Here is a 24,288-nt window from a genome sequence, read left to right on the forward strand (position 1 = left end):
GGCCTCCGACTTCCGCGCGGCGGCCTCGGCCGGGTCGAGCGGCGGCGGCGCCGGCCGGGCGGCCAGCGCCCGCAGGTCGACCCAGCGCCAGGCCGCGAGCACCAGCGCCCCGCCCGCACCGGCCGCCCAGGCCGCGTCGGGCAGCCCGAGCCCGGCGTACGGGGTGAGCACGGCGGCTGCGCCGCCCAGCCCACCGGCGGTGACGCTCCACCGGCGGGCGGACCGCCGCAGCCCGCTCAGCCGCCGGAAGTACCGCGTGCGCTCGTCTGCCACCTCTGCCTCCTCGCCCCCGCCGCTCAGCCGGCGGCCGTGGTGTCCCCGGTGCCGCGTTCCCGGCCCATGCTGGCCCGGATCTCGTCCAGCCGGGCCGCGGCGGCCGGGTCGGCGGCCGGCGCGGCGGGCCGGGTCTGCTCGACCGCCGGTCGCTCCTGCTTGCCGCCGAGCTGCTCGCCGGCCATGCTCGCCCGGATCTGCTCCAGCCGGGACGAGCCGGCCGAGTCGAGGGTCGCCTTCTGGATCTCCAGCATCCGGCCCTCGACGGAGTTGCCGGCCAGCTCGGCGCGGCCCATCGCCGTGGCGTACCGCTGCTCGATCCGGTCGCGCACCTCGTCCAGCGAGGGCGTGTTCGCGGGCGCGGTCAGCGCCGACATCGACTCCAGGGAGCGGGCCACGCTCTCCTGCATCTTGGCCTGCTCCAGCTGGCTGAGCAGCTTGGCGCGCTCGGCGAGCTTCTGCTGGAGGATCATCGAGTTGTTCTCGACCGCGCGGCGGGCCTGGGCGGCGGCACCGAGCGCCTGGTCGTGCAGCGTCTTCAGGTCCTCCGTGGCCTGCTCGGCGGAGACCAGCTGGGTGGCCAGGGTCTGCGCCGACTGCTCGTAGCGGGTGGCCTCGGTCTCGTCGCCCCGGGCGCGGGCCTGGTCGGCGAGGACCAGGGCCTGGCGGGCGTTGGCCTGCAACCGCTCGACCTCGGTCATCTGGCGCGACAGCTTCATCTCCAGCTGCCGCTGGTTGCCGATCACGGCGGCGGCCTGCTGGACGAGCGCCTGGTGCTGGCGCTGAGCCTCCTCGATGGCCTGCTGGATCTGCACCTTCGGATCGGCGTGCTCGTCGATCTTGGAACCGAAGAGCGCCATCAGGTACTTCCAACCCTTGACGAACGGGCTAGCCATCTTCGCGTTGTCCCCTCAGTAGCGTCGCTCCGCCTCGACCGCGCCGGGTGCGCCCGGCCGGCTCCGGCGCGGCAGTGGCTCCATCGTCCCAGCCCGACGCCACCGGGGCATCCGGACCAGCGAGCGAAGCGAGCGCCGACGCCGTCCGCGATCAAGCGTACGCGGCGTGGTCGAGGCCGACCACGTGACGCGAAGAGGGGTGGATCAGGCGGCGCAGACCACGTCGCGCTCGCTGCCCCGGACCCGGGTGCTGCGCAGGGTGGCCTTGAGCGGCGAATCCTGACGGACCTGGACGGCGACCTTGCCGTCGGAGCTGACCTGGTGCACGCCCCGGCCCGCGCTCCTGCGTACGGCCACGGCGGCGTCGACCGGCTCGTCCTGCACGGGCACCAGCACGCCGGGCATCTGCTCGGCGAGGGCGACGGTGTCGCTGACCTCGCGCAGCAGCTCGGACAGGCGCGCCCCGAGCGCGTCGCAGATCGCCGCCAGCAGCTCGCTGGACGGCTCCTTCTGGCCGCGCTCGATCTCGGAGAGGTAGCCGAGGCTGACGTTGGCGGCGGAGGAGACCTCCCGCAGGGTGCGGTGCTGCCCCTGCCGGCGCGCCCGCAGTGCGTCACCGATCACTCGGCGTAGCAGGACCATCCGCACCTCCCCCTGAGGGACACCACTCGCCCACGCGGCCGCCCGGCACTGCGTGCCGGCCCGCTCGCCGGAGCCTTCCCGCAACCGTACCCGCTGCCGGCCCCGGCGACATACCACCCCGGCCCTCGGATCGCGGGAGACCGCTCACCGGCGCCCCGCGCCGGCGGTGTCGATCCGCCCGCCGTCCGTCCCGTCGGCGGCCGGATCGTGGATCCGCTCGGCGAGCAGTCGCAGTGCCTCGATGACCGCGGCGGAGCGCACGTGGTCCCGGCCGCCGTCCAGGTCGAGCCGCCGGACGTCGGTGCCCGACGGCCCGGCCACCGCCACGTAGACCAGCCCGACCGGCTTGTCGTCCTGCGGTTGCGGGCCGGCCACCCCCGTCGTGGCCAGGCCCCAGTCGGCCCCGCAGCGTCGCCGCCCGCCCTCCGCGAGGGCGATCGCCACGTCCGGGTCGACCGGTCCCCGGTCGGCCAGCAGATCCTCCGGTACGCCGGCGAGCTGCGCCTTCAGCTCGGTGGCATAGACCACCAGGCCGCCCCGGTAGACCCCGCTGACCCCCGCGATCTCCACGATCGCCGCCGCCAGCAGGCCGCCCGTGAGCGACTCGACGGTGGCCAGGGTCTCGTGCCGCTCCGAAAGGCTGTGCACCACGCCGGCCGCCGGGCTTCCCACCGGCCGCGATCCCTCAGCGTCCCTCTCCATGACCCGGTTCCTTTCCCCGCCCCGCCGGACCTACTCATCCTCCCGGGCCGGGGCGGGCGCGGGCGGGCTTGCCGGGGGTGTTCAGGCGGCGGGGCGGCGCAGCCGGAGGGCCTGGGCGACGTAGTCGAAGCCGGTGACCACCGTGACGCCGACGGCGGCGGCCATGATCCAGGGGCCGACGGCGGCGAGCGCGTCCGGCATCGGCCACAGATACCAGGTGATGGCCAGGATCTGGAGCGCGGTCTTGATCTTGCCGCCCCGGCTGGCCGCGATCACGCCGTGCCGGATCACCCAGAACCGCAGCCCGGTGATGCCCAGCTCGCGGACGAGGATCACGGTCGTCACCCACCACGGCAACCGGTCGTACCAGCTGAGCAGCAGCAGCGCGGCGCCGGTGAGCGCCTTGTCGGCGATCGGGTCGGCGACCTTGCCCACCGAGGTGACCAGGGCGAACCGGCGGGCGATCCAGCCGTCGACCAGGTCGGTCGCCGAGGCGACGGCGAAGATCAGGCAGGCGACCATCTGCCAGCCGGCGTGGGTCATCGCCGAGATGACGACGGACGCCCCGAAGACCGGCACCAGGGCCAGCCGCAGGGCGGTGAGCGCGTTGGCCGCGTTCAGCACGGGCACCCGGGCCACCACCGGCGCGGGCGTCGGATCCGTCGTCCCGGTCACCGCCGGACCCCGCTCGGGCCCCCGTGGCGTACCCGACACCCCACCACGTGGCTCCCCCGCTCCGTCCGGGCCCGCCGTCACCGTGTTGCGCCGGGCGCAGCCGAGATCATCTCATCCGGGACCGCGACCAGGTCCACCCCTTCGGTGTCCGTGACCGTCGCCCGCACCAGGTCGCCCGGGCGCAGCGCGGCCAGGTCCACCCCGCCGGCGACGGGGGCGACGAGGGTGGTCGAGCCGTCGACCTCGGGGGCCTGGTGGGCCGCCCGCCCCTCGACCACGCCGTCGTCGACCGAGTCGACCAGCACCTCGACCGTGCTGCCCAGGCGCTCCTCGGCGCGCTGGGAGCAGAGCTCGTCGGCGAGCGCGCTGAGCCGGTCGTAGCGGCGCTTCACCGTCGCGGCGGAGACCTTGCCCGAGAGGCCGGCGGCCTCGGTGCCGTCCTCGTCGCTGTAGTCGAAGACGCCGATCGCGTCGAGCCGCGCCTCGCTCAGGAAGCGCACCAGCTCGTCGAAGTCGGCGCGGGTCTCGCCGGGGAAGCCGACGATGAAGTTGCTCCGGGCGCCCGCCGCGGGGGCCAGGGCGCGGGCGCCGGCCAGCAGCTCCAGGAAGCGGTCGGTGGAGCCGAAACGGCGCATCCGGCGCAGCACCGGCTCGCTGGAGTGCTGGAACGACAGGTCGAAGTAGGGCGCCACCCCGGGCGTGGTGGCGATCGCCTCGACCAGGCCGGGCCGGGTCTCGGCCGGCTGGAGGTAGCTCGCCCGCACCCGGACGACGCCGTCGATCGCGGCGAGCTGCGGCAGCAGCTTCTCCAGAGCCCGGGGGTCGCCCAGGTCCTTGCCGTAGGAGGTCGAGTTCTCGCTGACCAGCACCAGCTCGCGTACGCCGGTCTTGGCCAGCCACTCGGCCTCGGCGAGCAGCTCGTCGGGCGTACGGGAGACGAAGGCGCCGCGGAAGGCGGGGATGGCGCAGAACGCGCAGCGCCGGTCGCAGCCGCTGGCGAGCTTGAGCGAGGCGACCGGGCCGGTGTCGAGGCGGCGGCGCAGCACCTGGCGCAGGTGCGCCGGGGTGTGCTCGTCGGTCTCGGTGACGCTCCGCAGCGGGGTGCCGTGGCCGGGCAGTGACACCGCGCTGTCCCGGCGCTCGACCGGCGTGAGCGGCAGCAGCTGGCGCCGGTCGCGCGGGGTGTGCGCGCCGATCCGCTCGCCGGCGACCACCGCGTCCAGTCGGGCGGCGATGTCCGGGTAGTCGTCGAAGCTCAGCACGGCCTGCGCCTCGGGCAGGCTGTCGGCCAGCTCGCGGCCGTACCGCTCGGCCATGCAGCCGGCGGCGACCACCCTGGCGCCGGTGTCGGCGGCGGCCAGCAGGGTCTGGATGGAGTCCTGCTTCGCCTTCTCCACGAAGCCGCACGTGTTCACGACCACCACGTCGGCGCCCTCGCCGTCGGTGGTGACCTGCCAGCCCTCGGCGTGCAGCCGGGCGGCCAGCTCCTCCGAGTCGACCTCGTTGCGGGCGCAGCCCAGGGTCAGCAGGGCGACGCGACGGCCCTCGGCGGAGGACGACGGCTCCAGCCGCGCCGAGCCGGAGTTGTCGGACGACGGCTCGAGGTCGTGGCGCGGCGCCAGACGCGCCGAGCCGGAGTTGTCGGACGACGGCTCGAGGTCGTGGCGCGGCGCCAGACGCGCCGAGCCGGAGTTGTCGGACGACGGCTCGAGGTCGTGGCGCGGCGCCAGACGCGCCGAGCCGGAGTTGTCGGACGACGGCTCGAGGTCGTGGCGCGGCGCCAGACGCGCCGAGCCGGAGTTGTCGGAGGGGGAGGTGGCAGACACCATCCGAGGGTACCGGGCGCGCCGGTGGCGGCCGTCAACGGCGGGCCGCCCGCATCGGCGGGCTCACACTCCCCCGCCGTCGCGAGCCGGCTCAGACCGTCGCGGCGGCGACCCGGACCAGCCGGTCGAGCAGGAAGACCTCCGTGCCGGCCAGGCCGGTCGCGCAGAAGAGCGTCACCTCATCCGCGCCGCTGCGGCCGGGGGCCGCGCCGGCCAGCACCGCGCCCAGGTCGCGCAGGCGCCCGGCGTACGGGGGCAGCGTCGCCAGCATCGGCGGGTCGTACGCGGCGGCCTGGGCCGGCGAGTCGGTGACCAGCAGGTCGGCGGCGTCCAGCAGGTCGGTGCCGAACTCGTGCCGGTCGGCCTGCTTGAAGCCGACCGCGTTGACGTGCGTGCCGGGGGCCAGGTCCGCGGCGTCGAGCACGGGGGTGACGGCGGTGGTGGCGAGCACCACGACGTCGCGGTCCCGGACGGCGGCACGCGCCGAGTCCACCGCCCGCGCCGGTACGCCCAACTCGGCGCGGACCCGGGCGGCGAACGCCTCCCGCCGGGCCGCCGAGCGGCTGTGCACGGTCACCTCCCGCAGCGGGCGGACGGCCGCGGCGGCCCAGACCTGGGTCCACGCCTGCCCGCCCGAGCCGACCACCCCCAGCGTGGCGGCGTCCGGCCGGGCCAGGGCGTCCACCGCGACCGCGCCGAGCCCGCCGGTGCGTCGGGAGCCCAGCTCCGCCCCGACCGCCACCGCCCGGACCGCCCCGGTGCGCCCGTCGTGCAGCACCACCACCTGCTCGCTCGCCGGGTGCCCGAACGTGTCGTACGAGCGGAAGCCGTACCACTCGCCGGTGAGGTGACCGGCGGTGAGCACCAGCCGCCCGCCGGCCAGCGGCGCCGCGGTCCGGGGCGGGGCCACCAGGCGGCCGGTGTGCGCGGCGAGCAGGGCGTCGCGCATCGCGGCCACGGTGGTGGCGGCGTCCAGCGCGGCGGCCACCTCGGGATCGGAGAGGATCAGCGGCATACCTCGATGGTGCAAGTTGAAGCGAGGTTCAGGTCAACCGCCGGTGAACCGGATCACCCGGGGCCTGCCCCGCCGGTGCTAGGGTCGGTCGTGGCGGCCACGGCCGCCCCGGACGAGTGCGGGCGTACCCGGTCAGGCCAAGACGCCCCACGTGACATGCCGACTCGTCCCGGCCCCGGCGGTCCGGGCACTACCGCAGAGGTGACACCGTGGCCTGGCTCGTGCTGGTGATCTCCGGACTCCTCGAAACCGCGTGGGCGATCGCCCTCGACCGCAGTGCCGGCTTCACGCGGCTGGTCCCGTCGCTCGTCTTCGTGGTGACCCTCGTGCTCAGTATGGCCGGCCTGGCGTACGCGCTGCGCGAGATCCCGGTGGGCACCGGCTACGTCGTCTGGGTCGGCATCGGGGCGGTCGGCACCGCCCTGGTCGGGATGTTCGCGCTGGGCGAGCCGGCGAGCCTGCCCCGGATCGCCTCCCTCTTCCTGGTGATCGCCGGCGTCGTCGGGCTCAAGTTCTTCCACTGACCGCCCCCCGCTGGGCGAGGCGTGGCGGACGGCCACAGTGGGTAGAGCCTGCCTGGCACCGAAAGGCTCTCACCCACGGAGGCAGACAATGGCCGACACGCACCCGACCGCCCGTCCGCGCAGCAACGCCGCCCGCGTCTGCACGATCCTCGGCTTCGTCTTCGCGGTCCTGGCGCTCCTGCTCAACCCGCTCATCTTCGGCGTGATCGGGCTGGTCCTGGGCATCGTCGGCGCCGTCCTCGGCGACAAGCCGCTCGGCTGGTACGCCGCCGCCGCGAACGTGGCCGCCATCATCGTCAGCCTGCTGATCATCAGCGCGATCGTCAACAACTGACCCCGCTCCCCCGGCGGAGACCGGGCCCGCCGGCCGTGCCGGCGGGCCCGTCGCGCGTCTGCGCCGGGCTCGGTCGTGGCCCCGGCCGGGTCGCCCGTCGGGATCCGACCACCGGCTCCCGCAGCGCCGGCTGAGGCCTCAGCCCCGGTCGGCGACGATCACCCGGTTGCCGTGGGGGGCGCGGACCACCGCCCCCGCTCGCCGAAGGGCCGCGCCAGCGGGGGCCGGCCGGTCTCACTCATCGCCGCCGCGCAGGCCGACCAGGACCTCCTCCAGCTCGTCCGGCTTGACCAGTACGTCGCGCGCCTTGGAGCCCTCCGAGGGGCCGACCACTCCCCGGGTCTCCATGAGGTCCATCAGCCGCCCCGCCTTGGCGAAGCCGACCCGCAGCTTGCGCTGCAGCATCGAGGTCGAGCCGAACTGCGAGGTGACCACCAGCTCGACCGCCTGCACCAGCAGGTCGAGGTCGTCGCCGATGTCCTCGTCGATCTTCTTCTTGCCGCTGTCGGGCGCGGCGAGCACGTCCGGGCGGAACTCCGGCTCGCGCTGGTCCTTGCAGAACTTCACCACGTCGGCGATCTCGCGCTCGGTCACCCAGGCGCCCTGGATCCGGACCGGCTTCGAGGCGCCCATCGGCAGGAACAGGCCGTCGCCGCGGCCGAGCAGCTTCTCCGCGCCCGGCTGGTCGAGGATGACCCGCGAGTCGGCCAGCGAGGAGGTCGCGAACGCAAGCCGGGACGGCACGTTCGCCTTGATCAGGCCGGTGACCACGTCGACCGACGGGCGCTGGGTGGCCAGGACCAGGTGGATGCCGGCCGCCCGGGCGAGCTGGGTGATCCGGACGACCGAGTCCTCCACGTCGCGCGGGGCGACCATCATCAGGTCGGCCAGCTCGTCCACGATCACCAGCAGGTACGGGTACGGGCGCATCTCCCGCTCGCTGCCCGGCGGGGCCTTGATCTCGCCGTTGCGCACCTTGCGGTTGAAGTCGTCGATGTGCCGGACCCCGTTCGCCGCGAGGTCGTCGTAGCGCATGTCCATCTCGCGTACGACCCACTCCAGCGAGTCGGCCGCCTTCTTGGCGTTGGTCACGATCGGGGTGACCAGGTGCGGGATGCCCTCGTAGCCGGTCATCTCGACCCGCTTCGGGTCGATCAGCAGCAGCCGGACCTCGTCGGGGGTGGCCCGGGTGAGGATCGAGACCAGCAGCGAGTTCAGGCAGGACGACTTGCCCGCGCCGGTCGCGCCGGCGATCAGGATGTGCGGCATCTTGGCGAGGTTGGCCACCACGAAGCCGCCCTCGATGTCCTTGCCGAGCGCCACCACCATCGGGTGGTGGTCGCTGGTGGCCGCCCGCGAGCGCAGCACGTCGCCGAGGGCCACGTTCTCCGGGTCGGTGTTCGGGATCTCCACGCCGACCGCGCTCTTGCCGGGGATCGGGCTGAGGATCCGCACGTCCGGCGACTTCACCGCGTACGCGATGTTGCGGGAGAGCTGGGTGATCCGCTCGACCTTGACGCCCGGGCCCAGCTCGACCTCGTAGCGGGTGACGGTCGGGCCCCGGGTGAAGCCGGTGACGGCGGCGTCCACGCCGAACTGCTCGAAGACGCCGGTGAGCGCGACGATCACCTCGTCGTTCGCCTTGCTGCGGGACTTGGGGGCCGCGCCGCCGCTGAGCATGTTCGCCGGCGGCAGGGTGTAGTCGCCGGCCAGGCCCGTCAACGCGAGCTGCTCGGCCCTGGTCGGGGCGGGCGAGTGCTCCGGCGGCTCGGCCGGCTTGCGGCTGGCCGGAACCCGGCCCGGGGGCTTGCGGGGCAGCACGAGGGTGTCCTGCATGTTCACCCCGTCGAGGTCGTCGTCGAACTCCTCCGGATCCAGCGGCGGCGGGGCGGCCCGCTTCGCCGGGCGCTTGCGCGGGGCCGGCCGGGCGGCCGCCTCGTCCGCCTCCTCGCCGACCGGCACCACCACCCGGGTGCCGAAGAGCAGGCCGAGCCGCTCCGGGACCTTGTTGATCGGGGTCGCGGTGACCACCAGCAGGCCGAAGACCAGCAGCAGGACCAGCAGGGGCACCGCCACCCAGGCGGTGACCGCGCGCTCCATCAGGCTGCCGACGGCGGCGCCGACCAGGCCGCCGGCGAAGTCGCGCTGGCCCGCGTCGCCCGGGTCCTGGCCGATGTGCAGCATCGCCGCGGTGGCGACCAGCATCGAGGTCCAGCCCACCAGGCCCCGGCCGCGATGCTCCGGATCGACGGGCTCGCGCATCAGCCGCCAGGCGCCGATCATCAGCAGCACCGGCACCACGACCGAGATCGCGCCGAGGAAGAGCCGGAAGGTGTCGGCCAGCCGCGCCCCGACCGGGCCGGCGCCGGAGAACCAGAGGGCCACCGCGCTGAGCAGGGCGAGGCCGAAGACGAGCAGTCCCGCGCCGTCGCGGCGCTGCTCCGGGTCGAGCCCCCGGGCCGAGCCGGCCTGCCGGAACGCCCAGCCGACGCCGTGCGCCAGCCCCATCCACAGCCCGCGGACCGCCTGCCCGACGAAGAGCCCACGCGCCGGCCGGGCCGCCGTCCGGCGCCGGGGCGCCGCGCGGGCGTTCTTCTTCGCCGGCTGGCGGGCGCGACTGTTCGTGGTGCCACGCGGCGACGCGCCGCGTCGCCGGCTCGCCTGAGAGGTACGGCCCGCCATAGCATCAACCTAATGGCGTGACCCGGCAGATCGCCGCCTTTCCGGGTCCTGTCCGCGTGTCGCGGCGCGGGCCCGCCGCGTCACGTGATATCTGCCTCAGGAGGGCTGCCCCCATGGCGTCGCCGGGATTCGAGGACGGTCCGGAGGGTCCCCGCACCGGGCACCCGGAGGCGCTGGAACGGCTGACCGGCGAGCTGGTCGCCGCCGTGCTGCGCAGCCGCGGCTACCAGGTGCGGGCCGACGCCGACGGCGACCTGGTCGGTCGCTGGGACGACAGCCTGATCTGGTTCCTGCGCCCCGGCACCGCCGGGGAGCTGCTCCAGGTGCGCACCCTGACCGCGCCGACGTTCCCGATCGAGTACGTGCCGGCGCTGCACGCCTTCTGCAACTCGTGGAACCACGACCGGCTCTGGCCGAAGGCCTTCGTGCACGTCGAGGACGACGGACGGGCGCGGGTCTGCGGCGAGGTCATCACCGACCTGGAACGCGGCGTCACCCGGCACCAGCTCGACCAGTTGCTCGACTGCGGCATCGCCACCGGCTGTCAGCTCGCCGGCGAGGTGGCCCGGCTGCCGGGCGGGGTGGTGGCGTGACGGGCCCGGGTGGGGAGCTGGCCGGCCGCGGGTTGGACCCGTTCGGGCTGCCCGGCTGGTGGAGCGGGCTGCGGCGCGGCGGCCGGCGCCCCGACCCGGCGCTGGCCGAGGCACTCGCCGACGCCCGCGACACCCCCGACGGCGAGGCCCGCGGCAGGGAGCTGGAGCGCATCGCCGCGCACGCCGACGCGACGGGTGACGACCCGACGGCGCTGGCGGCCCGGTTCGCGTTGATCGAGGCGTGCCTGCTGCACGGGGAACGGTGGCGGCTGGTGGAGCCGGTGCGCCGCTGCCTCGCCGCCGTCGACCGCCGCCCGGAACTGCTGGCGGACGATCGGGCCGAGCCGCTGCGGCGCTACCAGCGCCACGCGGTGGAGGCCCTGCTCGGCTCGCCCCGGGTCGGCCTGGACCAGGCCCGCTCGATGCTGGACGATCTCGCCGCGCGCGCCGACGACGACCCGGCGATGGTCGCCGAGCTGCGCTGCCGCGTCGCCGACCACCTCGGCGACGAGCCGACCGCCCGACGGTGGTACGGCCGCTGGCCGGCGGCCGACGCGGGCCCGGGCGGCGGCGCCTGCCCGGCCTGCGCACCGGCCCGCCGGGCGGAACTGCTGACCGGATGGGGCGAGCACCGGGCCGCGCTGGACGTCCTGCGGGACGCCCCGGCCCGGCCGGTCGACTGCACCGAGCAGCCGGAGCGGACGCTGGTCGCCGGGCTGCTGCCCTGGCTGCGCGCCGGGGAGCCGGAGCGGGCGGCCGAGGCGCACGTGCGGGCGTACCGGCGGCACCGGGGGGAGCGCTCCGCTTTCCCGTACCTCGCGGCGCACCTGCGGTGGTGCGCGCTGGCCGGGCACCCCGCCCGGGGCCTGGACGTCCTGGCCGAGCAGCTGCCCCGGCTGGACCGGCCGCACGACGAGTTGTCCGCGATGGAGTTCGCCGCCGCCGGGGCGCTGGTCTGCGCCCTCGCCGTCGAGGCGGGCCTCGGCGGGCGCACGGTACGCCGGGCCGCGTACGGCGTGCGGCCGGCCGCCGAGCTCGACGTGGCGACGCTCGGGGCCACCCTGCTCGGGGTGGCCACCGCGCTCGCCGGCAGCTTCGACGCCCGCAACGGCACGGGCCACCAGTCCGGCCGGATCGCCTCCTGGCTGGCCGAGCGGCCCGTCGCCGCGCCCGTGCCCCTGCCGCCCGACGACGCGCCGGAGGAGGACGCCGACGAGCCGCCCGACGAGGGCGCCACGGCCGACGGGCAGCCGCGTCCGCTGAGCCTGGCGATGATCACCGCCTCGCTGGACCGGCGCGGGGACCGCTACGCCGTGGACGCCGACGGCGCCGTGCTGGGCCGCTGGGGCGAGGCGCTGGTCCAGTTCCGGCGGGCCGGCGAGCGGGGCGAGATCCTCCAGGCCCGGTCCGTCGCCGGCCGCCGACTGCCGGCCGACCGGCTCGCCGAGGCGTACGCCTTCTGCAACGCCTGGAACCACGACCGGCTGCTGCCGAAGGCGTACGTGCACGAGCAGGGGGGCGAGCTGGTGCTGGCCGGTGACATCGCCACCGACCTGGCGCACGGGGTGGCCCCCGCCCAGCTGGCGGTCCTGCTCGACGCGGCCGTGGACACCGGCGTCGCGTACGCCGAGGCGGTGGCCGCCCTGCCCTGACCGGCCGGGCGGCCTCCCACGGACGAGGTCCGAAACCCGCCGGACGATCTCCCCCGGCCCTGGTGGACTGGCCTTCATGACGACTGACCAGCAGCACGCCGCCGAGCTCCTGCACTCCCTGCACCGCCCCGGTTCCCCGCTCGTCCTGCCCAACGCCTGGGACGTGGCGAGCGCCCGGATCGTGGCCGACTGCGGCGCGGCTGCCGTCGCCACCACCAGCGCCGGCGTCTCGTGGAGCCTGGGCGCCCCGGACGTCGACGGACTGGACCGGGAGCGCGCCCTGGCGGTGGTCGCCCGCGTCTGCGCCGCCGTCGTCATCCCGGTCACCGCGGACATCGAGAGCGGGTACGGCGCCGACCCGGCCGGCGTCGGCCGCACCGTGACCGGCGTGCTGGCCGCCGGCGCGGTCGGCGTGAACATCGAGGACGCCGCGACGGCCGGGGCGTCCCCGCTGCGCCCGCTCGACGAGCAGTGCGCCCGGATCCGGGCCGCCCGGGAGGCCGCGGACGCGGCGGGGGTGCGGCTCTTCGTCAACGCCCGCACCGACGTGTTCCTGCGGGCGGTGGGCGACCCGGCCGACCGCCTGGCGGAGACGCTGCGCCGCGCCGGCGCGTACCGGGCGGCGGGCGCGGACGGGATCTTCGTGCCGGGTGTGGTCGACGCCGAGACCATCGGCGCGCTGGTCGCCGGGATCGACGGGCCGGTCAACGTGCTCACCGGGCCGGGTGGGCTCCCCGTCGCCGCGCTGGCGGCGACGGGGGTGGCCCGGGTCAGCCTCGGTTCGGCGCTCGCCGCGGCCGCGTACGGGCTGGTCCGCCGGGCCGCCACGGAGGCGCTGCGCTCCGGGTCGTACGACTCGCTGGCCGGCGCGATCGGGTACGACGAGTTGAACGCGCTGCTGGCCTGAGCCGGCCGGTCGGCGCCGGGCCCGCCCGGACGCGACGACGCCCGCCGGCACACGGGGTGCGGGCGGGCGTCGCCGCGGCGCGGGTCAGACCTCGACGACCGTCGGAACGATCATGGGCCGGCGCCGGTACGCGTCGTTCACCCACCGTCCCACGGTGCGCCGGACGATCTGCTGGAGCTGGTGCGGGTCGGTGATGCCGTCGGACGCCGCCCGGTTCAGGGCCTCGGTGACCAGCGGGATCACCGGGCTGAACGCCTCCGGGTCCTCGGAGAAGCCCTTCGCCGACAGGGTCGGGCCGCCTACCACCTTGCCGGTCACCGAGTCGACCACGACGGTGGTGGCGATGAACCCGCCGTCGCCGAGGATCCGGCGTTCGGTGAGCAGCGACTCGCTGACGTCGCCGACGGCGAGACCGTCGACGTAGACGTAGCGGCTCTTCACGTGACCGACCAGGCTGGCCCGGCCCTCCACGAGGTCGACGACGTCGCCGTCCTCGCAGAGCACCACCCGGTCGGGGGCCACGCCGGACTCGATGCCGAGCCGGGCGTGCGCGCGCAGGTGCCGCCACTCGCCGTGCACCGGCATCAGGTTGCTCGGCCGGACCACGTTGAGCAGGTAGAGCAGCTCACCGGCGGGCGCGTGACCGGAGACGTGCACCTTGGCCACGTCCTTGTGCACCACCACGGCACCGGCCCGGGCCAGCCGGTTGATCACCCGGTAGACCGAGGTCTCGTTGCCGGGCACCAGCGAGGACGCGAGCACCACCGTGTCGCCGGGGGCGATGGTGATGTGCCGGTGGTCGCCGCTGGCCATCCGGCCCAGGGCGCTCATCGGCTCGCCCTGCGAGCCGGTGGACATCAGCACGATCTGCTCGGGCGGCATGGTGGTCGCGTCCTCCAGCCCGACGACCAGCCCGGCCGGGATGTTGAGCAGCCCCAGGTCGCGGGCGATGCCCATGTTACGGACCATGGAGCGGCCGATCAGGGCGACCTTGCGGCCGTGCTCGGCGGCGGAGTCGAAGACCTGCTGCACCCGGTGCACGTGCGACGCGAACGACGCGACGATGATCCGACCCTTGGCCTTGGCGAAGATCGAGTCGAGCACCGGCCCGATCTCCCGTTCCGGGGTCACGAAGCCCGGGATCTCGGCGTTCGTGGAGTCCGAGAGCAGCAGGTCCACGCCCTCGGCGCCGAGCCGGGCGAACCCGGCCAGGTCGGTGATCCGGCCGTCCAGCGGGAGCTGGTCCATCTTGAAGTCGCCGGTGTGCAGGACCAGGCCGGCGGGGGTGCGGATGGCCACCGCGAGCGCGTCGGGGATCGAGTGGTTGACCGCGAAGAACTCGCACTCGAACGGGCCCAGCCGCTCCCGGCCGCCCTCCCGCACGGTCAGGGTGTAGGGCTGGATCCGCCGCTCGGCGAGCTTCGCCTCGACCAGGGCGAGCGTGAACTGGGAGCCGACCAGCGGGATGTCGGGCTTGTGCGCGAGCAGGTACGGCACCGCGCCGATGTGGTCCTCGTGGCCGTGGGTCAGCACGATCGCCTGGACGTCGGCCAGCCGGTCCAGGATCGGAGCGAAGTCCGGCAGGATCAGGTCCACCCCGGGCTGCTCCACGTCGGGGAAGAGCACCCCGCAGTCGACCACCAGCAGCTTGCCGTCGTACTCGAAGACGGTCATGTTGCGGCCGATGGCGCCGAGCCCGCCGAGCGGGATGATCCGCAGCCCGCCCTCCGGCAGCGGCGGGGGCACTTCCGCCTCGATGTGCGCCTCGGTCACGCGTCCACCTCATTCTGCGACGCCGTAACCCGGCGTCCGTCGTGTCGTTCGGTCATTCGGGCAGCTCCAGGCCCGCCGCCGCGCAGTCCGCGCGGAGCTGGGCGATCTCGTTCTCGGTCGCGTCGACGAGCGGCGGGCGCACCGGCCCTGCGGGCTTCCCGGCGGCCGCCAGGCCCGCCTTCACCAGGATCACGCCCTGGGTACGGAAGATGCCCGTGAACAGCGGCAGCAGCCGCCGGTGCAGGCTCAGCGCGGCCGCGGTGTCCCCCGCGTCGTACGCCTCGATCATCTGCTTGGTGAGCGCGCCGGTGAAGTGGGTCGAGGTGCCGACCACCCCGACGGCGCCCACGGCGAGCGAGGGCAGGGTGAGCGAGTCCTCGCCGCTGTAGAAGGCGAGGTTCGTCCGGCTGGTGACCCACCCGGTCGCGGTCAGGTCGCCCTTGGCGTCCTTCACCGCGACGATCCGCCCGTGCTCGGCCAGGCGCACCAGCGTCTCGCTGGCGATCGGCACGCCGGAGCGGTGCGGGATGTCGTAGAGCATCACCGGCACGCCGGTGGCGTCCGCGACGGCGGTGAAGTGCCGCAGCAGGCCGCTCTGCGGCGGCTTGTTGTAGTACGGGGTGACCACGAGCAGGCCGTGCGCGCCGGCCTTCTCGGCGGCCGCGGAGAGCTCGATGGTGTGCCGGGTGTCGTTGGTGCCGACCCCGGCCACGACCTTGGCGCGGTCGCCGACCGCCTCCACCACGGCCCGGATCAACCGTTCCTTCTCCGCGTCCGTCGTGGTCGGCGACTCGCCGGTGGTGCCGTTGACCACCAGCGCGTCGTTGCCCTGCTCGTCGACCAGGTGGCTGGCGAGCCGCGCGGCACCGTCGAGGTCGAGCGAGCCGTCGGCGGTGAACGGGGTCACCATGGCGGTGAGCACTCGCCCGAAGGGGCGGGACACCGCCCGGGCGGGGGTGTCGGGGTGGTCGTGCGTCATGCCACCAACCTAGCGGACGACCACGGGCACCCCGCCGGGGAAGCCCCCGAGACTCACTCGGCGTGCGGGGTGGCCGCCACCTCGGTGCCGTCGGGCAGGGTCGAGACGACGAAGTCGGCGAAGACGTTCGGGGCCACTTCCCTCAACTGCCGCAGGCACTGGACCGCCAGCTCCCGGATCTCCACGTCGGCGTGCTCGGTCGCCCGCATCTTGATGAAGTGCCGCCAGGCCCGGTAGTTGCCGGTGACCACGATCCGGGTCTCGGTGGCGTTGGGCAGCACCGCGCGGGCCGCCTGGCGGGCCTGCTTGCGCCGCAGCGTGGCGTTCTCCACGTCCGCGAAGCGCCGCTCCAGTCCCTCCAGCAGCTCGTTGTACGCCCGCACGCTCGCCTCTGCCGCCTCCACGAACTTCTTGTGCAGCTCCGGGTCGTCGGCGATCACCGAGGGCTCGACCATCGCCGCGTCGCGCTCCGGCACGTACCGCTGCGAGAGCTGGGAGTAGGAGAAGTGCCGGTGCCGGATCAGCTCGTGGGTGAACGAGCGGGACACCCCGCTGAAGTAGAAGCTGACGGAGCCGTGCTCCAGCACCGAGAGGTGCCCCACCTCCAGGATGTGCGCGAGGTAGCCCGCGTTGGTGGCGGTGGCCGGGTTCGGCTTCTTCCAGCTCTGGTAGCACGCCCGGCCGGCGAACTCGGCGAGGGCCTGTCCACCCTCGGCGTCGGTCGACCACGGCACGTCGTCGGGGGCCTCGAAGTGGGTCCACGCGACGAGCTTGACCTGGGGCTGCACCATCTCCGGCATTCCTGGGACTGTAGTGGCGTCGGCCCGGCCCGCCCAAGCCGGACCCGCCGGGTGCAATGTCGGTCACCCGGACCCGGCCGGCACCCGGCGGACGGCGGACCGACGACGCGGGCAGGCGACCGCTTCGCTCAGACGTAGAGGGAGGTGAAGGGCGCCCAGGGCAGGTTGCGCAGGATCGTGAAGGCCAGCCAGGCGGCCAGGAAGACGCCGATCGTCCGGGAGCTGACCCGCAGTTCGGGCAGGCGCCAGCCGAACGCCTGCCGCCCCGCCCAGGCGACGAAGAGGTAGGCCAGGAAGGGCAGCGCGAAGACGAAGAGGAAGTGGTGCCGGGCGGCGGCCGGCAGGTCGGCGTGCAGCACGTACCAGAGAGCGCGGGTTCCGCCGCAGCCCGGGCAGTCCAGCCCCGTGGTGAGCTTGAGCAGGCAGGTGGGCGCGGCGTCCGGCGCCGAGCGGGTGGGGTCGCTGAGCAGCGTGTAGCCGATGCCGGCAGCGACGCAGCCGAGCGCGGCCAGCGGCACCGCCCAGCGCGGCGAGCGGTCGTAGAGGCGCACGACGAAGCGGGTGAGCCGGTCCGGCTCGGCCACCGGGTAGGGCGAGCCGGGGTAGGGCGAGCCCGGGTGGGCCGGCGCCTGGTCCGTGGGCCATCCGCCGACCGGTGCCGCCGGGCCCGCCTGCGGCGGGGCGTCGAGCCCGCCGGTCTGCGGAGGCGGCGGGGAGGCCGGTCCGTCAACGCTCGTCACGTCGCTCACCGTACACCGGCCACGCCCGCCAGGGCGGCGGCGAGCGGGGCGGCCAGGTCGCCGCCGGCGGGCGGGGCCACCGCGGTCAGGCCCAGCCAGCCGGCGAGACGGTGCAGCTCGGCGGCGAGCGCCAGCGCCGTCTCGCCGGGGTCGGCGCCCGGCTCACGCCAGGCGGCCGGCACCAGCAGCACGCCGGCCTTGCGGTCGGCCTTGAGGTCGACCCGGGCGGTGAACCGCTCCCCCTGGAGGAAGGGCAGCACGTAGTAGCCGTAGACCCGCTGCGGCGCCGGCACGTAGATCTCGATGCGGTAGCTGAAGTCGAAGAGCCGCTCGGTGCGGGCCCGCTCCCAGACCAGCGGGTCGAACGGGCTGACCAGGGTGTTGCCGCGGACCCAGCGGGGCAGCCGGGCCCCGGCGTGCAGCCAGGCGGCCCGTCCCCAGCCCTGCACGGCGACCGGCAGCAGCTCGCCCGCCTCGACCAGCTCGGCGATGGCCCGCCGGGTGCCGGCCGGCGGCAGCCGGAAGTAGTCCCGCAGCTCCGGCTCCGCGGCCACCCCGAGGCAGCGCGCCGCGATCGCCACCAGCGCGCGGTAGGCGTCGGCGTCCGTCGGCGTGGGCGCGTCCAGCACGGCGGCCGGCAGCACCCGTTCCGGCAGGTCGTAGCGGCGGGCGAAGGAGGTGGTGCGCTCGGCGGCGGCCACCTCCCCGGCCCAGAAGAGGAACTCCAGCGCCCGCTTCACCGCCGACCAGTTCCACCCCCAGTTGCCGGTCTCCCGGGGCGCGTCGTGCTCGATCTCGGCGGCGGTGAGCGGCCCCCGGGCGGCCACCTCGTCGCGTACCCAGGCGACCAGGGCGGGCTGCTCCTGGGCGATGCGCCGCATCCCGCCCCAGGCGTCCGAGCGGGCCCGGGCCATCCGCCAGCGCAGCGCCGGGTGCAGCCCGACGGGCACCAGCGACGCCTCGTGCCCCCAGTATTCGAAGAGCTCGCGGTCGCGGCGGTAGGCCGCGTCGTCGAGCAACGAGGTCGGGTAGGGCCCGAGGCGGCTGTAGAGCGGCAGGTAGTGGGCACGTTGCAGCACGTTGACCGAATCCATCTGGAACAACCCGACCCGGCCGAGCACCCGGCGCAGGTGGCGGCGGGTGGGCACGCCGGTGGGCGCGGGGTCGGCGAAGCCCTGGGCGGCCAGCGCCACCCGACGTGCCTGGGCGAGCGAGAGCGATTCCGGTGCGGCCATCGTCCGGCACCCTAGTTCACCGGTACGACACGGGTGCGGAGGCTGGACGGATCGCCCGTCGAGGCATAGAACGGACGCATGCTCACGATCCGCCGCGAGGAGCCTGACGACGCCGAGGCGGTCGCCCGGGTGCACATCCACGGCTGGCAGGCCGGTTACGCGGGGATCATGCCCGAGGAGGTGCTGCGGCGGCTCAACGTCGCGGCCTGGGCGCAGCGCCGCCGGGACCTCGGCACCGCCGACCCGGAACACCCCTTCACCACCCTGCTCGCCGAGATCGACGGGGCGGTCGCCGGGTTCACCACCTTCGGCCCGTACCGTAACGACCAGGACCGCGACGACCTCGACCCCGCGTACGGCGAGGTGGTGGCCATGTACGTCGAGCCGGCGCGCTGGGGGGACGGCACGGCCCCGGCGCTGCTGGCGGCGGCCCGCGCCGGCCTGGTGCGGCGGGGCTGGTCCGACTACCGGCTCTGGGTGCTGGAGGAGAACCACCGGGCCCGCCGGTTCTACGAGCGGGCCGGGCTGTCACCCGACGGTGAGCGGTCGACCTATCCGGTCCCGTTGGCGGGCGGGCGCCCGCCGGTCGGGCTGATCGAGCTGCGGTACGCCGGGCGCCTCGACGGCTGACCCGGCCGGGGCCGCCCGGCGGGGGCTGGTGCGGCCCGCGTCGCCGTGGCGACGGAGGGGCAGGAACGCCAGCAGCGCCAGGCTGATCCAGACGTAGGTGTTGCTGCCGAGGAAGCCGTCCAGCCCGGTGAAGTCCTTCTCCCAGGCCCAGACGATGCGGCTGATCAGGAGGCCGTACCCGACGATCGCGGCGCCCAGCAGGACGCGGCGCCGGCGGCCGCCGGCGGGCGCGGCCATCGCGTTGTCCACCAGCAGGATCAGGGCGGGCAGCAACCAGACCAGGTGGTGCACCCAGGTGACCGGGCTGACCAGGCACATCACGGCGCCGGTCAACGCCAGGCCGGTCGCCTCGTCGCCGACGGCCACGGCGGCGCGCGACCGCCACGCCCAGAGCGCCAGCGCGGCGACCGCCAGGGCCAGCCAGGCCAGTGTGCTCGGGTGTTCCGGGTTCAGCCGGGCGACCACCCCGCGCAGCGACTGGTTGGAGACGAACGCCAGCTCACCCACCCGGCCGGTGTTCCACAGCGCCTCGGTCCAGAACTCCCGCGAGGCGTCGGGGAAGAGCGCGGCGGCGAGCAGCGTCACGCCGGCCGCGGTGGCCATCGAGGTGACCGCGGCCCGCCAGCGGCGGGTGACCAGCAGGTAGACGATGAAGATGCCCGGGGTCAGCTTGATCGCGGTGGCCAGCCCGATGCCCACGCCGGCCCACCTGTTGCCGGCCGGCAGCAGCCGGAGCAGGTCGACCGCGACCAGGAAGAGCAGCAGCATGTTGACCTGGCCGAAGTTGACCGTCTCGCGCATCGGCTCGTACGCGGCGGCCAGGCAGAGCGCCACGGCGAGGGCGAACCAGCGGGTCCAGCCCGACCGGCGGGAGATCGGGTCGACCAGCCACCAGAACAGCACGGCGGTGACCAGCACGCTGGCGGCCACGCTGACCGAGATCGCCGCCCACCACGGCAGGTACGCCATCGGCAGCATGACCAGGGCCGCGAAGGGCGGATAGGTGAAGCCGTACTGGGTGCCTGGCTTGAGGAAGTCGTAGATCTCCCCGCCGTCGTGCACCCACCAGGTCAGCGCGCCGTAGTAGACCTTGAGGTCGAAGAAGCCGTGCCGGACGGCGGCCACGGAGAGGAAGAGGGTGACCGCGACGGCGAGCCCGGCGATCCCGGCGACCTGCCCGATCGTCCTTCCGGCACCCTGCGCCACCATCGTCTCCCCCACCCTGCGTAGGCTTCCGTCCCATGGCTCTCGGGTACGTCCGCCCGGCGCGTCCGGAAGACGCCGGCGAGATCGCACGCATCCAACTCACGACCTGGCGGGTCGCCTATCGTCGGATCCTGCCCCGGCATGTGCTCGACAACCTGGACGAGGCGTGGCTCGCCCGGCGGTGGAGCGCGGCCGTGCAGGAGCCGCCCTCCGGCGCCCACCGGGTGCTGGTCGCCGTCGAACAGGCCGAGCAATCGTATCTGGTGGGGTTCGCCGCCTCCGGTCCGGCCGACGCCGAGGCGCTCGCGCCGGGCGAGCCGGCGGAGGCCCTCGGGCCGGGCGTCGCGGCGGTGACGGACCTGCTGGTGGAGCCGCGCTGGGGTCGGCGGGGGCACGGCAGCCGGCTGCTCGCCGCGACCGTGGACCTGTGGCGGGCCGACGGCTTCACCCACGCGCTGGCCTGGGCCTTCGACGACGACGCGGCGACCCGGAAGTTCCTCACCAGCACCGGTTGGGAGACCGACGGCGCGGCCCGCGCCCTCGACGTGGAGGACATGCTCGTCCCGCAGGTGCGCCTGCACGTGGCGGTGCCCACGGAGCCCGACCCGGCCGACGCGACGCCCGCCCAGGCGACGCTGCCGGAGCTGCCGCAGGAGCCGGCGCCCGGGGCCTGACGGCTCCGGCGGTCCCGGTTCCGGAGGTGCCGGTGTTCCGCCGGACACTGTCGGGGGCGTCGCCTACGGTGACCTCATGGCCGCGGTGACGGCGTCCACGAGAGGGAGGCGGCGGGCATGTTCACGCAGACGAGGGCCTGGAGCAGTTTCTCGGTCGACGACCCCGGCCGGGCCGAGCGGTTCTACGCCGACACGCTCGGGCTGCGGGTGTCGCGGGACGACGCCATGGGCGGCCTGCTGACGCTGCACCTCGCCGGGGACCGGGACGTCATGGTCTACCCGAAGGAGGACCACACCCCCGCGGCCTACACGGTGCTCAACTTCCCCGTCGACGACCTCGACCGGGCCGTCGACGAGCTGACCGCGCGCGGGGTGCGGTTCGCGCACTACCCGGGGATGCCCCAGGACGAGAAGGGTGTCATGCGCGGCAACGGGCCGACGATCGCGTGGTTCACCGACCCGGCCGGCAACATCCTCTCGGTGCTCCAGGAGGGCTGACTCCCGCCTTCGCGGCGGGCGTCCCGCCGGGGCAGCCTCCCCCCGGCGGGCGGTCAGGGACGCGCGGACGGAAGGAGTTCGGCGACCAGTTCGTCGTCCTCCATGGCCCCGGTGGGGGCGAAGCCGAGGCTCGTGTAGAGGCGGGCGGCCGAGGCGTTGTCGGGGTGGTAGGAGAGCCGGACGGGGTGGCCGCCGTCCTGCCCGCCCAGCCAGCCGGCCAGGGTCCGCAGCGCCGCCCGGCCGACGCCGCGGTCCTGCTCGGCCGCGTCGATCACCATGCCGCCGATCCAGCGGGACCGGTCGTCGTCGACGCCCCACATGACGTGCCCGACCACGCTCTCGTCCGCGTACACGGCGAGCGAGGTCCACACGTCCGAGCGCATCGTCAGCACCAGGTAGCGGGCGGCCAGCGCCGCCACCCAGCCGCGCTGGTCGTCGCGCGGGGCGATGTCCGCCACCGCCCGCCAGTTGTCGTCGTCCACCGGGCGCAGGGTGACCCGGCGCCCGGCCCGGTCGGAGAGTCCAGAATCGATCACCCGGGCAGCCTAGGGGCGACCCGACGCCGCCGCGAGGGGGTTCGCGCGTCAGTCGAGCAGCGCGTCCAGACCGACGGTCAGCCCGGGCCGGTCGCGGACCGCCCGGACGGCCAGCAGCACGCCGGGCATGAACGAGACCCGGTCGTACGAGTCGTGCCGGATGGTCAGCGTCTCCCCCACCGTGCCGAAGAGCACCTCCTGGTGGGCGACGAGGCCGGTGGCGCGTACGGCGTGCACGCGTACCCCGTCGATGTCGGCGCCCCGCGCGCCGGCGACCTCGTCCTTCGTCGCGTCCGGCACCGGGCCGAGCCCGGCCTCGGCGCGGGCGGCCGCGACCAGCCGCGCGGTGTGCGTGGCGGTGCCGCTGGGGGCGTCCAGCTTGCGGGGGTGGTGCTGCTCGACGATCTCGACCGACTCGAAGTGCCGGGCGGCGCGGGCCGCGAACTGCATCATCAGCACCGCGCCGATGCCGAAGTTGGGGGCGACGACCACGCCCACCCCGGGCTTGCCGGCCAGCCAGCCGCGTACCTGCTCCAGCCGCTGCTCGGTGAAGCCGGTGGTGCCGACCACCGCGCTGATGCCCTGGTCGACGCACCAGCGGAGGTGGTCCATGACGACGTCGGGGGTGGTGAAGTCCACGACCACCTCAGCGCCGGCGTCGGCCGCGGCGAAGAGACCGTCGCCCTGGTCGACCATGGCCACCAGCTCCATGTCGGCGGCGGCGTCCACGGCCTTGCAGACCTCGACGCCCATCCGCCCCCGGGCGCCCAGCACGCCGACGCGGATCGGCTCGCCCGCGCCCTTCCCCTGATCGTCAGTCACGGGGCACAACCTATCCCAATCGGGACGCGCGCATCCCGCCGGACCGGCGCCGACGCGGGCGTACGGGACCGGTCAGCGGGCCGCGAAGTCGCCCGCGCCGAACGGGCCGACCACCGCCAGCGACATCGGCCGGCTGAGCAGCTCGGCGGCGAGGACGTTGACGTCCCGCACGGTGACCGCGTCGACGCGGCCGAGCAGCTCGTCGACGGGCATCAGGTCGCCGTAGAGCAGCTCACCCTTGGCGAGCCGGCTCATCCGCGAGCCGGTGTCCTCCAGGCCCAGCACGAACGAGCCCTTGCTCATCCCCTTGCCCCGGGCCACCTCGGCCTCGGTCAGGCCGTCGGCGGCCACCCGGGCGAGTTCCGCCCGGGTCAGCTCCAGCACCTCGTCGACCTTGCCGGGGGCGCAGCCCGCGTAGACGGCGAAGAGGCCGCTGTCGGCGTACTGGCTGGCGTAGGAGTAGACCGAGTAGGCGAGCCCGCGCCGCTCCCGGATCTCCTGGAACAGCCGGCTCGACATGCCGCCGCCGAGGATGTTGTTCAGCACGCCGAGGGCGAAGCGCCGCTCGTCGAGCCGGTCGATGCCGGGGCAGCCGAGGATGACGTGCGCCTGCTCGGTCTCCTTCGGCTCCACCAGGGTGGTGGCGGGCTTCGTGCGTACGGCCGGGGTGGCGGACCGGTGCGGCGCGGGCGTCGCCGGGTCGGTGTCCAGCGGGGTGCCGCGCAGCGCCTGGCGGACCAGCCTGACCACCGCGGCGTGGTCCAGGTTGCCGGCGGCGGCGACGACGATCTGCGGGGCGGTGTAGCGGCGGCGGTAGAAGCCCTGGATCTGCCGCCGGGTCATCGGCGTGACGGTCTCCTCCGTGCCGGAGATCAGCCGGCCCAGCGGGTGGTCGCCGTAGACGGCCCGCGCGAAGAGGTCGTGCACCTCGTCGCCGGGCTCGTCGTCGTGCATGGCGATCTCTTCGAGGATCACGCCCCGCTCGGTCTCCACGTCGGCCGGTTCCAGCACCGAGTCGGCGACCAGGTCGCACATCACGTCGATGGCCAGCGGCAGGTCCTCGTCCAGCACGCGGGCGTAGTAGCAGGTGTATTCCTTGGTGGTGAAGGCGTTGGTCTCGCCGCCCACCGCCTCGATCTCGGAGGAGATGTCCAGCGCGCTGCGCTTGTGGGTGCCCTTGAAGAGCAGGTGCTCCAGGAAGTGCGCGGCGCCGGCCTGCGGGCCGGTCTCGTCCCGGGAGCCGACCGCGACCCAGACGCCGAACGAGACGCTGCGCATCGCGGGGATCGCCTCGGTGAGCACGCGCAGCCCGCTGGGCAGCACGGTACGTCGTACCGTGCCGCCCAGCGGGTCGTCGCTGATGGTGCGGGTCACCGCCCGGGCGGCGCCGCCGGAGCGGGCCGCCCCGGTGCCGCGGAAGGAGACCCCCGCGGGGCCCGGGAACGACGCCACCCCCCGTCGATCCGGCGGAAACGGCGCGCTGACGGCCCGACTCACGTGTTGCTCCCAGATCGACGAGGGGTGGGTGGTGCGATGGTGCGTGGCGTCAGCTGTGCCGGGTGCGGCGGCGCGGACGCTCGCCGCCCTCGCCACCCTCGCCGCCCGCGCTCGGGCCGCGCTCGCCGCCACCCGGCGCGCGCTCGCCGCCGCCGGGGCCACGGCAAGTCGGAGGCC

Annotated in this window: 24 protein-coding genes, 1 pseudogene and 1 riboswitch; of the genes and pseudogenes, 8 read left to right on the top strand and 17 right to left on the bottom strand. The window is 74.9% G+C overall.

The features are described 5' to 3' along the window. The 7 genes and pseudogenes from V6V16_RS25295 to V6V16_RS25325 all read right to left on the bottom strand — a co-directional run. Window positions 1-273, bottom strand: a pseudogene (locus tag V6V16_RS25295) (phage shock envelope stress response protein PspM); the annotation flags it as partial. A gap of 23 nt (window positions 274-296) precedes the next feature. Then, on the bottom strand, window positions 297-1,169 hold the full coding sequence (locus V6V16_RS25300; RefSeq protein WP_334565951.1) for a PspA/IM30 family protein: 873 nt from the start codon (window positions 1,167-1,169) through the stop codon (window positions 297-299). 204 nt (window positions 1,170-1,373) lie between these two features. Further along, complete coding sequence (locus V6V16_RS25305; RefSeq protein ID WP_334565953.1) at window positions 1,374-1,811, bottom strand: helix-turn-helix domain-containing protein; 438 nt, start codon at window positions 1,809-1,811, stop codon at window positions 1,374-1,376. Between the two features lie 144 nt (window positions 1,812-1,955). Further along, window positions 1,956-2,513, bottom strand: coding sequence for a CinA family protein (locus V6V16_RS25310; RefSeq protein ID WP_334565955.1), 558 nt, complete (start codon window positions 2,511-2,513; stop codon window positions 1,956-1,958). Window positions 2,514-2,594: 81 nt separating this feature from the next. Further along, window positions 2,595-3,188: a CDP-diacylglycerol--glycerol-3-phosphate 3-phosphatidyltransferase gene (gene pgsA / locus V6V16_RS25315; RefSeq protein ID WP_334565957.1), complete on the bottom strand. Its 594-nt coding sequence runs from the start codon at window positions 3,186-3,188 to the stop codon at window positions 2,595-2,597. Window positions 3,189-3,265: 77 nt separating this feature from the next. After that, on the bottom strand, window positions 3,266-4,756 hold the full coding sequence (gene rimO / locus V6V16_RS25320) for a 30S ribosomal protein S12 methylthiotransferase RimO (RefSeq protein WP_334565992.1): 1,491 nt from the start codon (window positions 4,754-4,756) through the stop codon (window positions 3,266-3,268). Window positions 4,757-5,105: 349 nt separating this feature from the next. Then, window positions 5,106-6,029, bottom strand: coding sequence for an ornithine cyclodeaminase family protein (locus V6V16_RS25325; protein ID WP_334565959.1), 924 nt, complete (start codon window positions 6,027-6,029; stop codon window positions 5,106-5,108). Between the two features lie 88 nt (window positions 6,030-6,117). Next, window positions 6,118-6,181, top strand: a riboswitch (guanidine-III (ykkC-III) riboswitch). Between the two features lie 57 nt (window positions 6,182-6,238). On the opposite strand from V6V16_RS25325, the gene V6V16_RS25330 reads away from it, so the two are divergent. Together V6V16_RS25330 and V6V16_RS25335 are read left to right on the top strand one after the other, a co-directional pair. After that, window positions 6,239-6,553 carry a DMT family transporter gene (locus V6V16_RS25330; RefSeq protein WP_334565960.1) on the top strand — a complete coding sequence of 105 codons (315 nt, stop codon included), beginning with the start codon at window positions 6,239-6,241 and terminating at the stop codon, window positions 6,551-6,553. Between the two features lie 88 nt (window positions 6,554-6,641). Then, complete coding sequence (locus V6V16_RS25335) at window positions 6,642-6,887, top strand: hypothetical protein (RefSeq protein WP_334565962.1); 246 nt, start codon at window positions 6,642-6,644, stop codon at window positions 6,885-6,887. 234 nt (window positions 6,888-7,121) lie between these two features. Here the strand turns inward: V6V16_RS25335 and V6V16_RS25340 are convergent, their stop codons facing one another. Then, entirely contained in the window at window positions 7,122-9,569 is a 2,448-nt protein-coding gene (locus V6V16_RS25340; protein ID WP_334565965.1) for an FtsK/SpoIIIE family DNA translocase, read from the bottom strand. A 113-nt stretch (window positions 9,570-9,682) separates the two neighbouring features. Here V6V16_RS25340 and V6V16_RS25345 point away from each other — a divergent pair, with 113 nt between their 5' ends. The 3 genes from V6V16_RS25345 to V6V16_RS25355 all read left to right on the top strand — a co-directional run bounded on the left by V6V16_RS25345 (window position 9,683) and on the right by V6V16_RS25355 (window position 12,721). Beyond that, a complete protein-coding gene (locus V6V16_RS25345) occupies window positions 9,683-10,162 on the top strand; it encodes a YbjN domain-containing protein (RefSeq protein ID WP_334565966.1) in 480 nt (159 codons plus the stop codon). Then, a complete protein-coding gene (locus tag V6V16_RS25350) occupies window positions 10,159-11,814 on the top strand; it encodes a YbjN domain-containing protein (RefSeq protein ID WP_334565968.1) in 1,656 nt (551 codons plus the stop codon). The genes V6V16_RS25345 and V6V16_RS25350 overlap by 4 nt, the downstream gene beginning before the upstream one ends. Before the next feature lie 76 nt (window positions 11,815-11,890). Further along, on the top strand, window positions 11,891-12,721 hold the full coding sequence (locus V6V16_RS25355) for an isocitrate lyase/PEP mutase family protein (protein ID WP_334565970.1): 831 nt from the start codon (window positions 11,891-11,893) through the stop codon (window positions 12,719-12,721). An 84-nt stretch (window positions 12,722-12,805) separates the two neighbouring features. Here V6V16_RS25355 and V6V16_RS25360 read toward each other — a convergent pair whose 3' ends face one another. From V6V16_RS25360 to V6V16_RS25380, 5 genes are all read right to left on the bottom strand, one after another. Beyond that, the gene (locus tag V6V16_RS25360) at window positions 12,806-14,494 is read right to left on the bottom strand and encodes a ribonuclease J (RefSeq protein WP_334565971.1); all 1,689 of its coding nucleotides are present in this window, start codon (window positions 14,492-14,494) and stop codon (window positions 12,806-12,808) included. Window positions 14,495-14,546: 52 nt separating this feature from the next. Continuing rightward, window positions 14,547-15,473, bottom strand: a complete 927-nt coding sequence (dapA, locus tag V6V16_RS25365) for a 4-hydroxy-tetrahydrodipicolinate synthase (protein WP_334565972.1) — start codon at window positions 15,471-15,473, stop codon at window positions 14,547-14,549. Window positions 15,474-15,526: 53 nt separating this feature from the next. Then, window positions 15,527-16,264, bottom strand: a complete 738-nt coding sequence (gene thyX / locus V6V16_RS25370; RefSeq protein ID WP_334565994.1) for an FAD-dependent thymidylate synthase — start codon at window positions 16,262-16,264, stop codon at window positions 15,527-15,529. 137 nt (window positions 16,265-16,401) lie between these two features. Continuing rightward, window positions 16,402-17,022, bottom strand: a complete 621-nt coding sequence (locus V6V16_RS25375) for a DUF2752 domain-containing protein (protein ID WP_442934152.1) — start codon at window positions 17,020-17,022, stop codon at window positions 16,402-16,404. Beyond that, complete coding sequence (locus V6V16_RS25380; protein WP_334565976.1) at window positions 17,019-18,248, bottom strand: winged helix-turn-helix domain-containing protein; 1,230 nt, start codon at window positions 18,246-18,248, stop codon at window positions 17,019-17,021. The genes V6V16_RS25375 and V6V16_RS25380 overlap by 4 nt, the downstream gene beginning before the upstream one ends. A gap of 78 nt (window positions 18,249-18,326) precedes the next feature. On the opposite strand from V6V16_RS25380, the gene V6V16_RS25385 reads away from it, so the two are divergent. Next, entirely contained in the window at window positions 18,327-18,878 is a 552-nt protein-coding gene (locus V6V16_RS25385; RefSeq protein WP_334565979.1) for a GNAT family N-acetyltransferase, read from the top strand. Here V6V16_RS25385 and V6V16_RS25390 read toward each other — a convergent pair. Beyond that, entirely contained in the window at window positions 18,777-20,084 is a 1,308-nt protein-coding gene (locus tag V6V16_RS25390) for a glycosyltransferase family 87 protein (protein ID WP_442934153.1), read from the bottom strand. The genes V6V16_RS25385 and V6V16_RS25390 overlap by 102 nt on opposite strands. Window positions 20,085-20,119: 35 nt before the next feature. Here V6V16_RS25390 and V6V16_RS25395 point away from each other — a divergent pair, with 35 nt between their 5' ends. Further along, the gene (locus V6V16_RS25395) at window positions 20,120-20,758 is read left to right on the top strand and encodes a GNAT family N-acetyltransferase (protein ID WP_334565982.1); all 639 of its coding nucleotides are present in this window, start codon (window positions 20,120-20,122) and stop codon (window positions 20,756-20,758) included. A gap of 117 nt (window positions 20,759-20,875) precedes the next feature. Continuing rightward, window positions 20,876-21,256: a VOC family protein gene (locus V6V16_RS25400; protein ID WP_334565984.1), complete on the top strand. Its 381-nt coding sequence runs from the start codon at window positions 20,876-20,878 to the stop codon at window positions 21,254-21,256. A gap of 53 nt (window positions 21,257-21,309) precedes the next feature. Here V6V16_RS25400 and V6V16_RS25405 read toward each other — a convergent pair whose 3' ends face one another. The 3 genes from V6V16_RS25405 to V6V16_RS25415 all read right to left on the bottom strand — a co-directional run bounded on the left by V6V16_RS25405 (window position 21,310) and on the right by V6V16_RS25415 (window position 24,111). Next, window positions 21,310-21,792 carry a GNAT family N-acetyltransferase gene (locus tag V6V16_RS25405; protein WP_334565987.1) on the bottom strand — a complete coding sequence of 161 codons (483 nt, stop codon included), beginning with the start codon at window positions 21,790-21,792 and terminating at the stop codon, window positions 21,310-21,312. Window positions 21,793-21,840: 48 nt separating this feature from the next. Next, window positions 21,841-22,614 carry a 4-hydroxy-tetrahydrodipicolinate reductase gene (dapB, locus tag V6V16_RS25410; RefSeq protein ID WP_334565989.1) on the bottom strand — a complete coding sequence of 258 codons (774 nt, stop codon included), beginning with the start codon at window positions 22,612-22,614 and terminating at the stop codon, window positions 21,841-21,843. A 72-nt stretch (window positions 22,615-22,686) separates the two neighbouring features. Further along, window positions 22,687-24,111, bottom strand: a complete 1,425-nt coding sequence (locus V6V16_RS25415) for a M16 family metallopeptidase (protein WP_334565991.1) — start codon at window positions 24,109-24,111, stop codon at window positions 22,687-22,689. Window positions 24,112-24,288 lie beyond the last annotated feature (177 nt).

The organism is Micromonospora sp. CPCC 205561, assembly GCF_036906775.1.
GTDB lineage: Bacteria > Actinomycetota > Actinomycetes > Mycobacteriales > Micromonosporaceae > Micromonospora.

What these genes read in the sequence shown, in the direction of transcription:
- V6V16_RS25400 (WP_334565984.1), top strand. Translation starts at nt 20,876, where the DNA reads ATGTTCACGCAGACGAGGGCCTGGAGCAGTTTCTCGGTCGACGACCCC.
- V6V16_RS25385 (WP_334565979.1), top strand. Translation starts at nt 18,327, where the DNA reads ATGCTCACGATCCGCCGCGAGGAGCCTGACGACGCCGAGGCGGTCGCC.
- V6V16_RS25395 (WP_334565982.1), top strand. Translation starts at nt 20,120, where the DNA reads ATGGCTCTCGGGTACGTCCGCCCGGCGCGTCCGGAAGACGCCGGCGAG.
- V6V16_RS25300 (WP_334565951.1), bottom strand. Translation starts at nt 1,169, where the DNA reads ATGGCTAGCCCGTTCGTCAAGGGTTGGAAGTACCTGATGGCGCTCTTC.
- dapA (WP_334565972.1), bottom strand. Translation starts at nt 15,473, where the DNA reads ATGACGCACGACCACCCCGACACCCCCGCCCGGGCGGTGTCCCGCCCC.
- thyX (WP_334565994.1), bottom strand. Translation starts at nt 16,264, where the DNA reads ATGGTGCAGCCCCAGGTCAAGCTCGTCGCGTGGACCCACTTCGAGGCC.
- V6V16_RS25325 (WP_334565959.1), bottom strand. Translation starts at nt 6,029, where the DNA reads ATGCCGCTGATCCTCTCCGATCCCGAGGTGGCCGCCGCGCTGGACGCC.
- V6V16_RS25340 (WP_334565965.1), bottom strand. Translation starts at nt 9,569, where the DNA reads ATGGCGGGCCGTACCTCTCAGGCGAGCCGGCGACGCGGCGCGTCGCCG.
- V6V16_RS25310 (WP_334565955.1), bottom strand. Translation starts at nt 2,513, where the DNA reads ATGGAGAGGGACGCTGAGGGATCGCGGCCGGTGGGAAGCCCGGCGGCC.
- V6V16_RS25335 (WP_334565962.1), top strand. Translation starts at nt 6,642, where the DNA reads ATGGCCGACACGCACCCGACCGCCCGTCCGCGCAGCAACGCCGCCCGC.
- V6V16_RS25305 (WP_334565953.1), bottom strand. Translation starts at nt 1,811, where the DNA reads ATGGTCCTGCTACGCCGAGTGATCGGTGACGCACTGCGGGCGCGCCGG.
- V6V16_RS25355 (WP_334565970.1), top strand. Translation starts at nt 11,891, where the DNA reads ATGACGACTGACCAGCAGCACGCCGCCGAGCTCCTGCACTCCCTGCAC.
- V6V16_RS25345 (WP_334565966.1), top strand. Translation starts at nt 9,683, where the DNA reads ATGGCGTCGCCGGGATTCGAGGACGGTCCGGAGGGTCCCCGCACCGGG.
- V6V16_RS25380 (WP_334565976.1), bottom strand. Translation starts at nt 18,248, where the DNA reads ATGGCCGCACCGGAATCGCTCTCGCTCGCCCAGGCACGTCGGGTGGCG.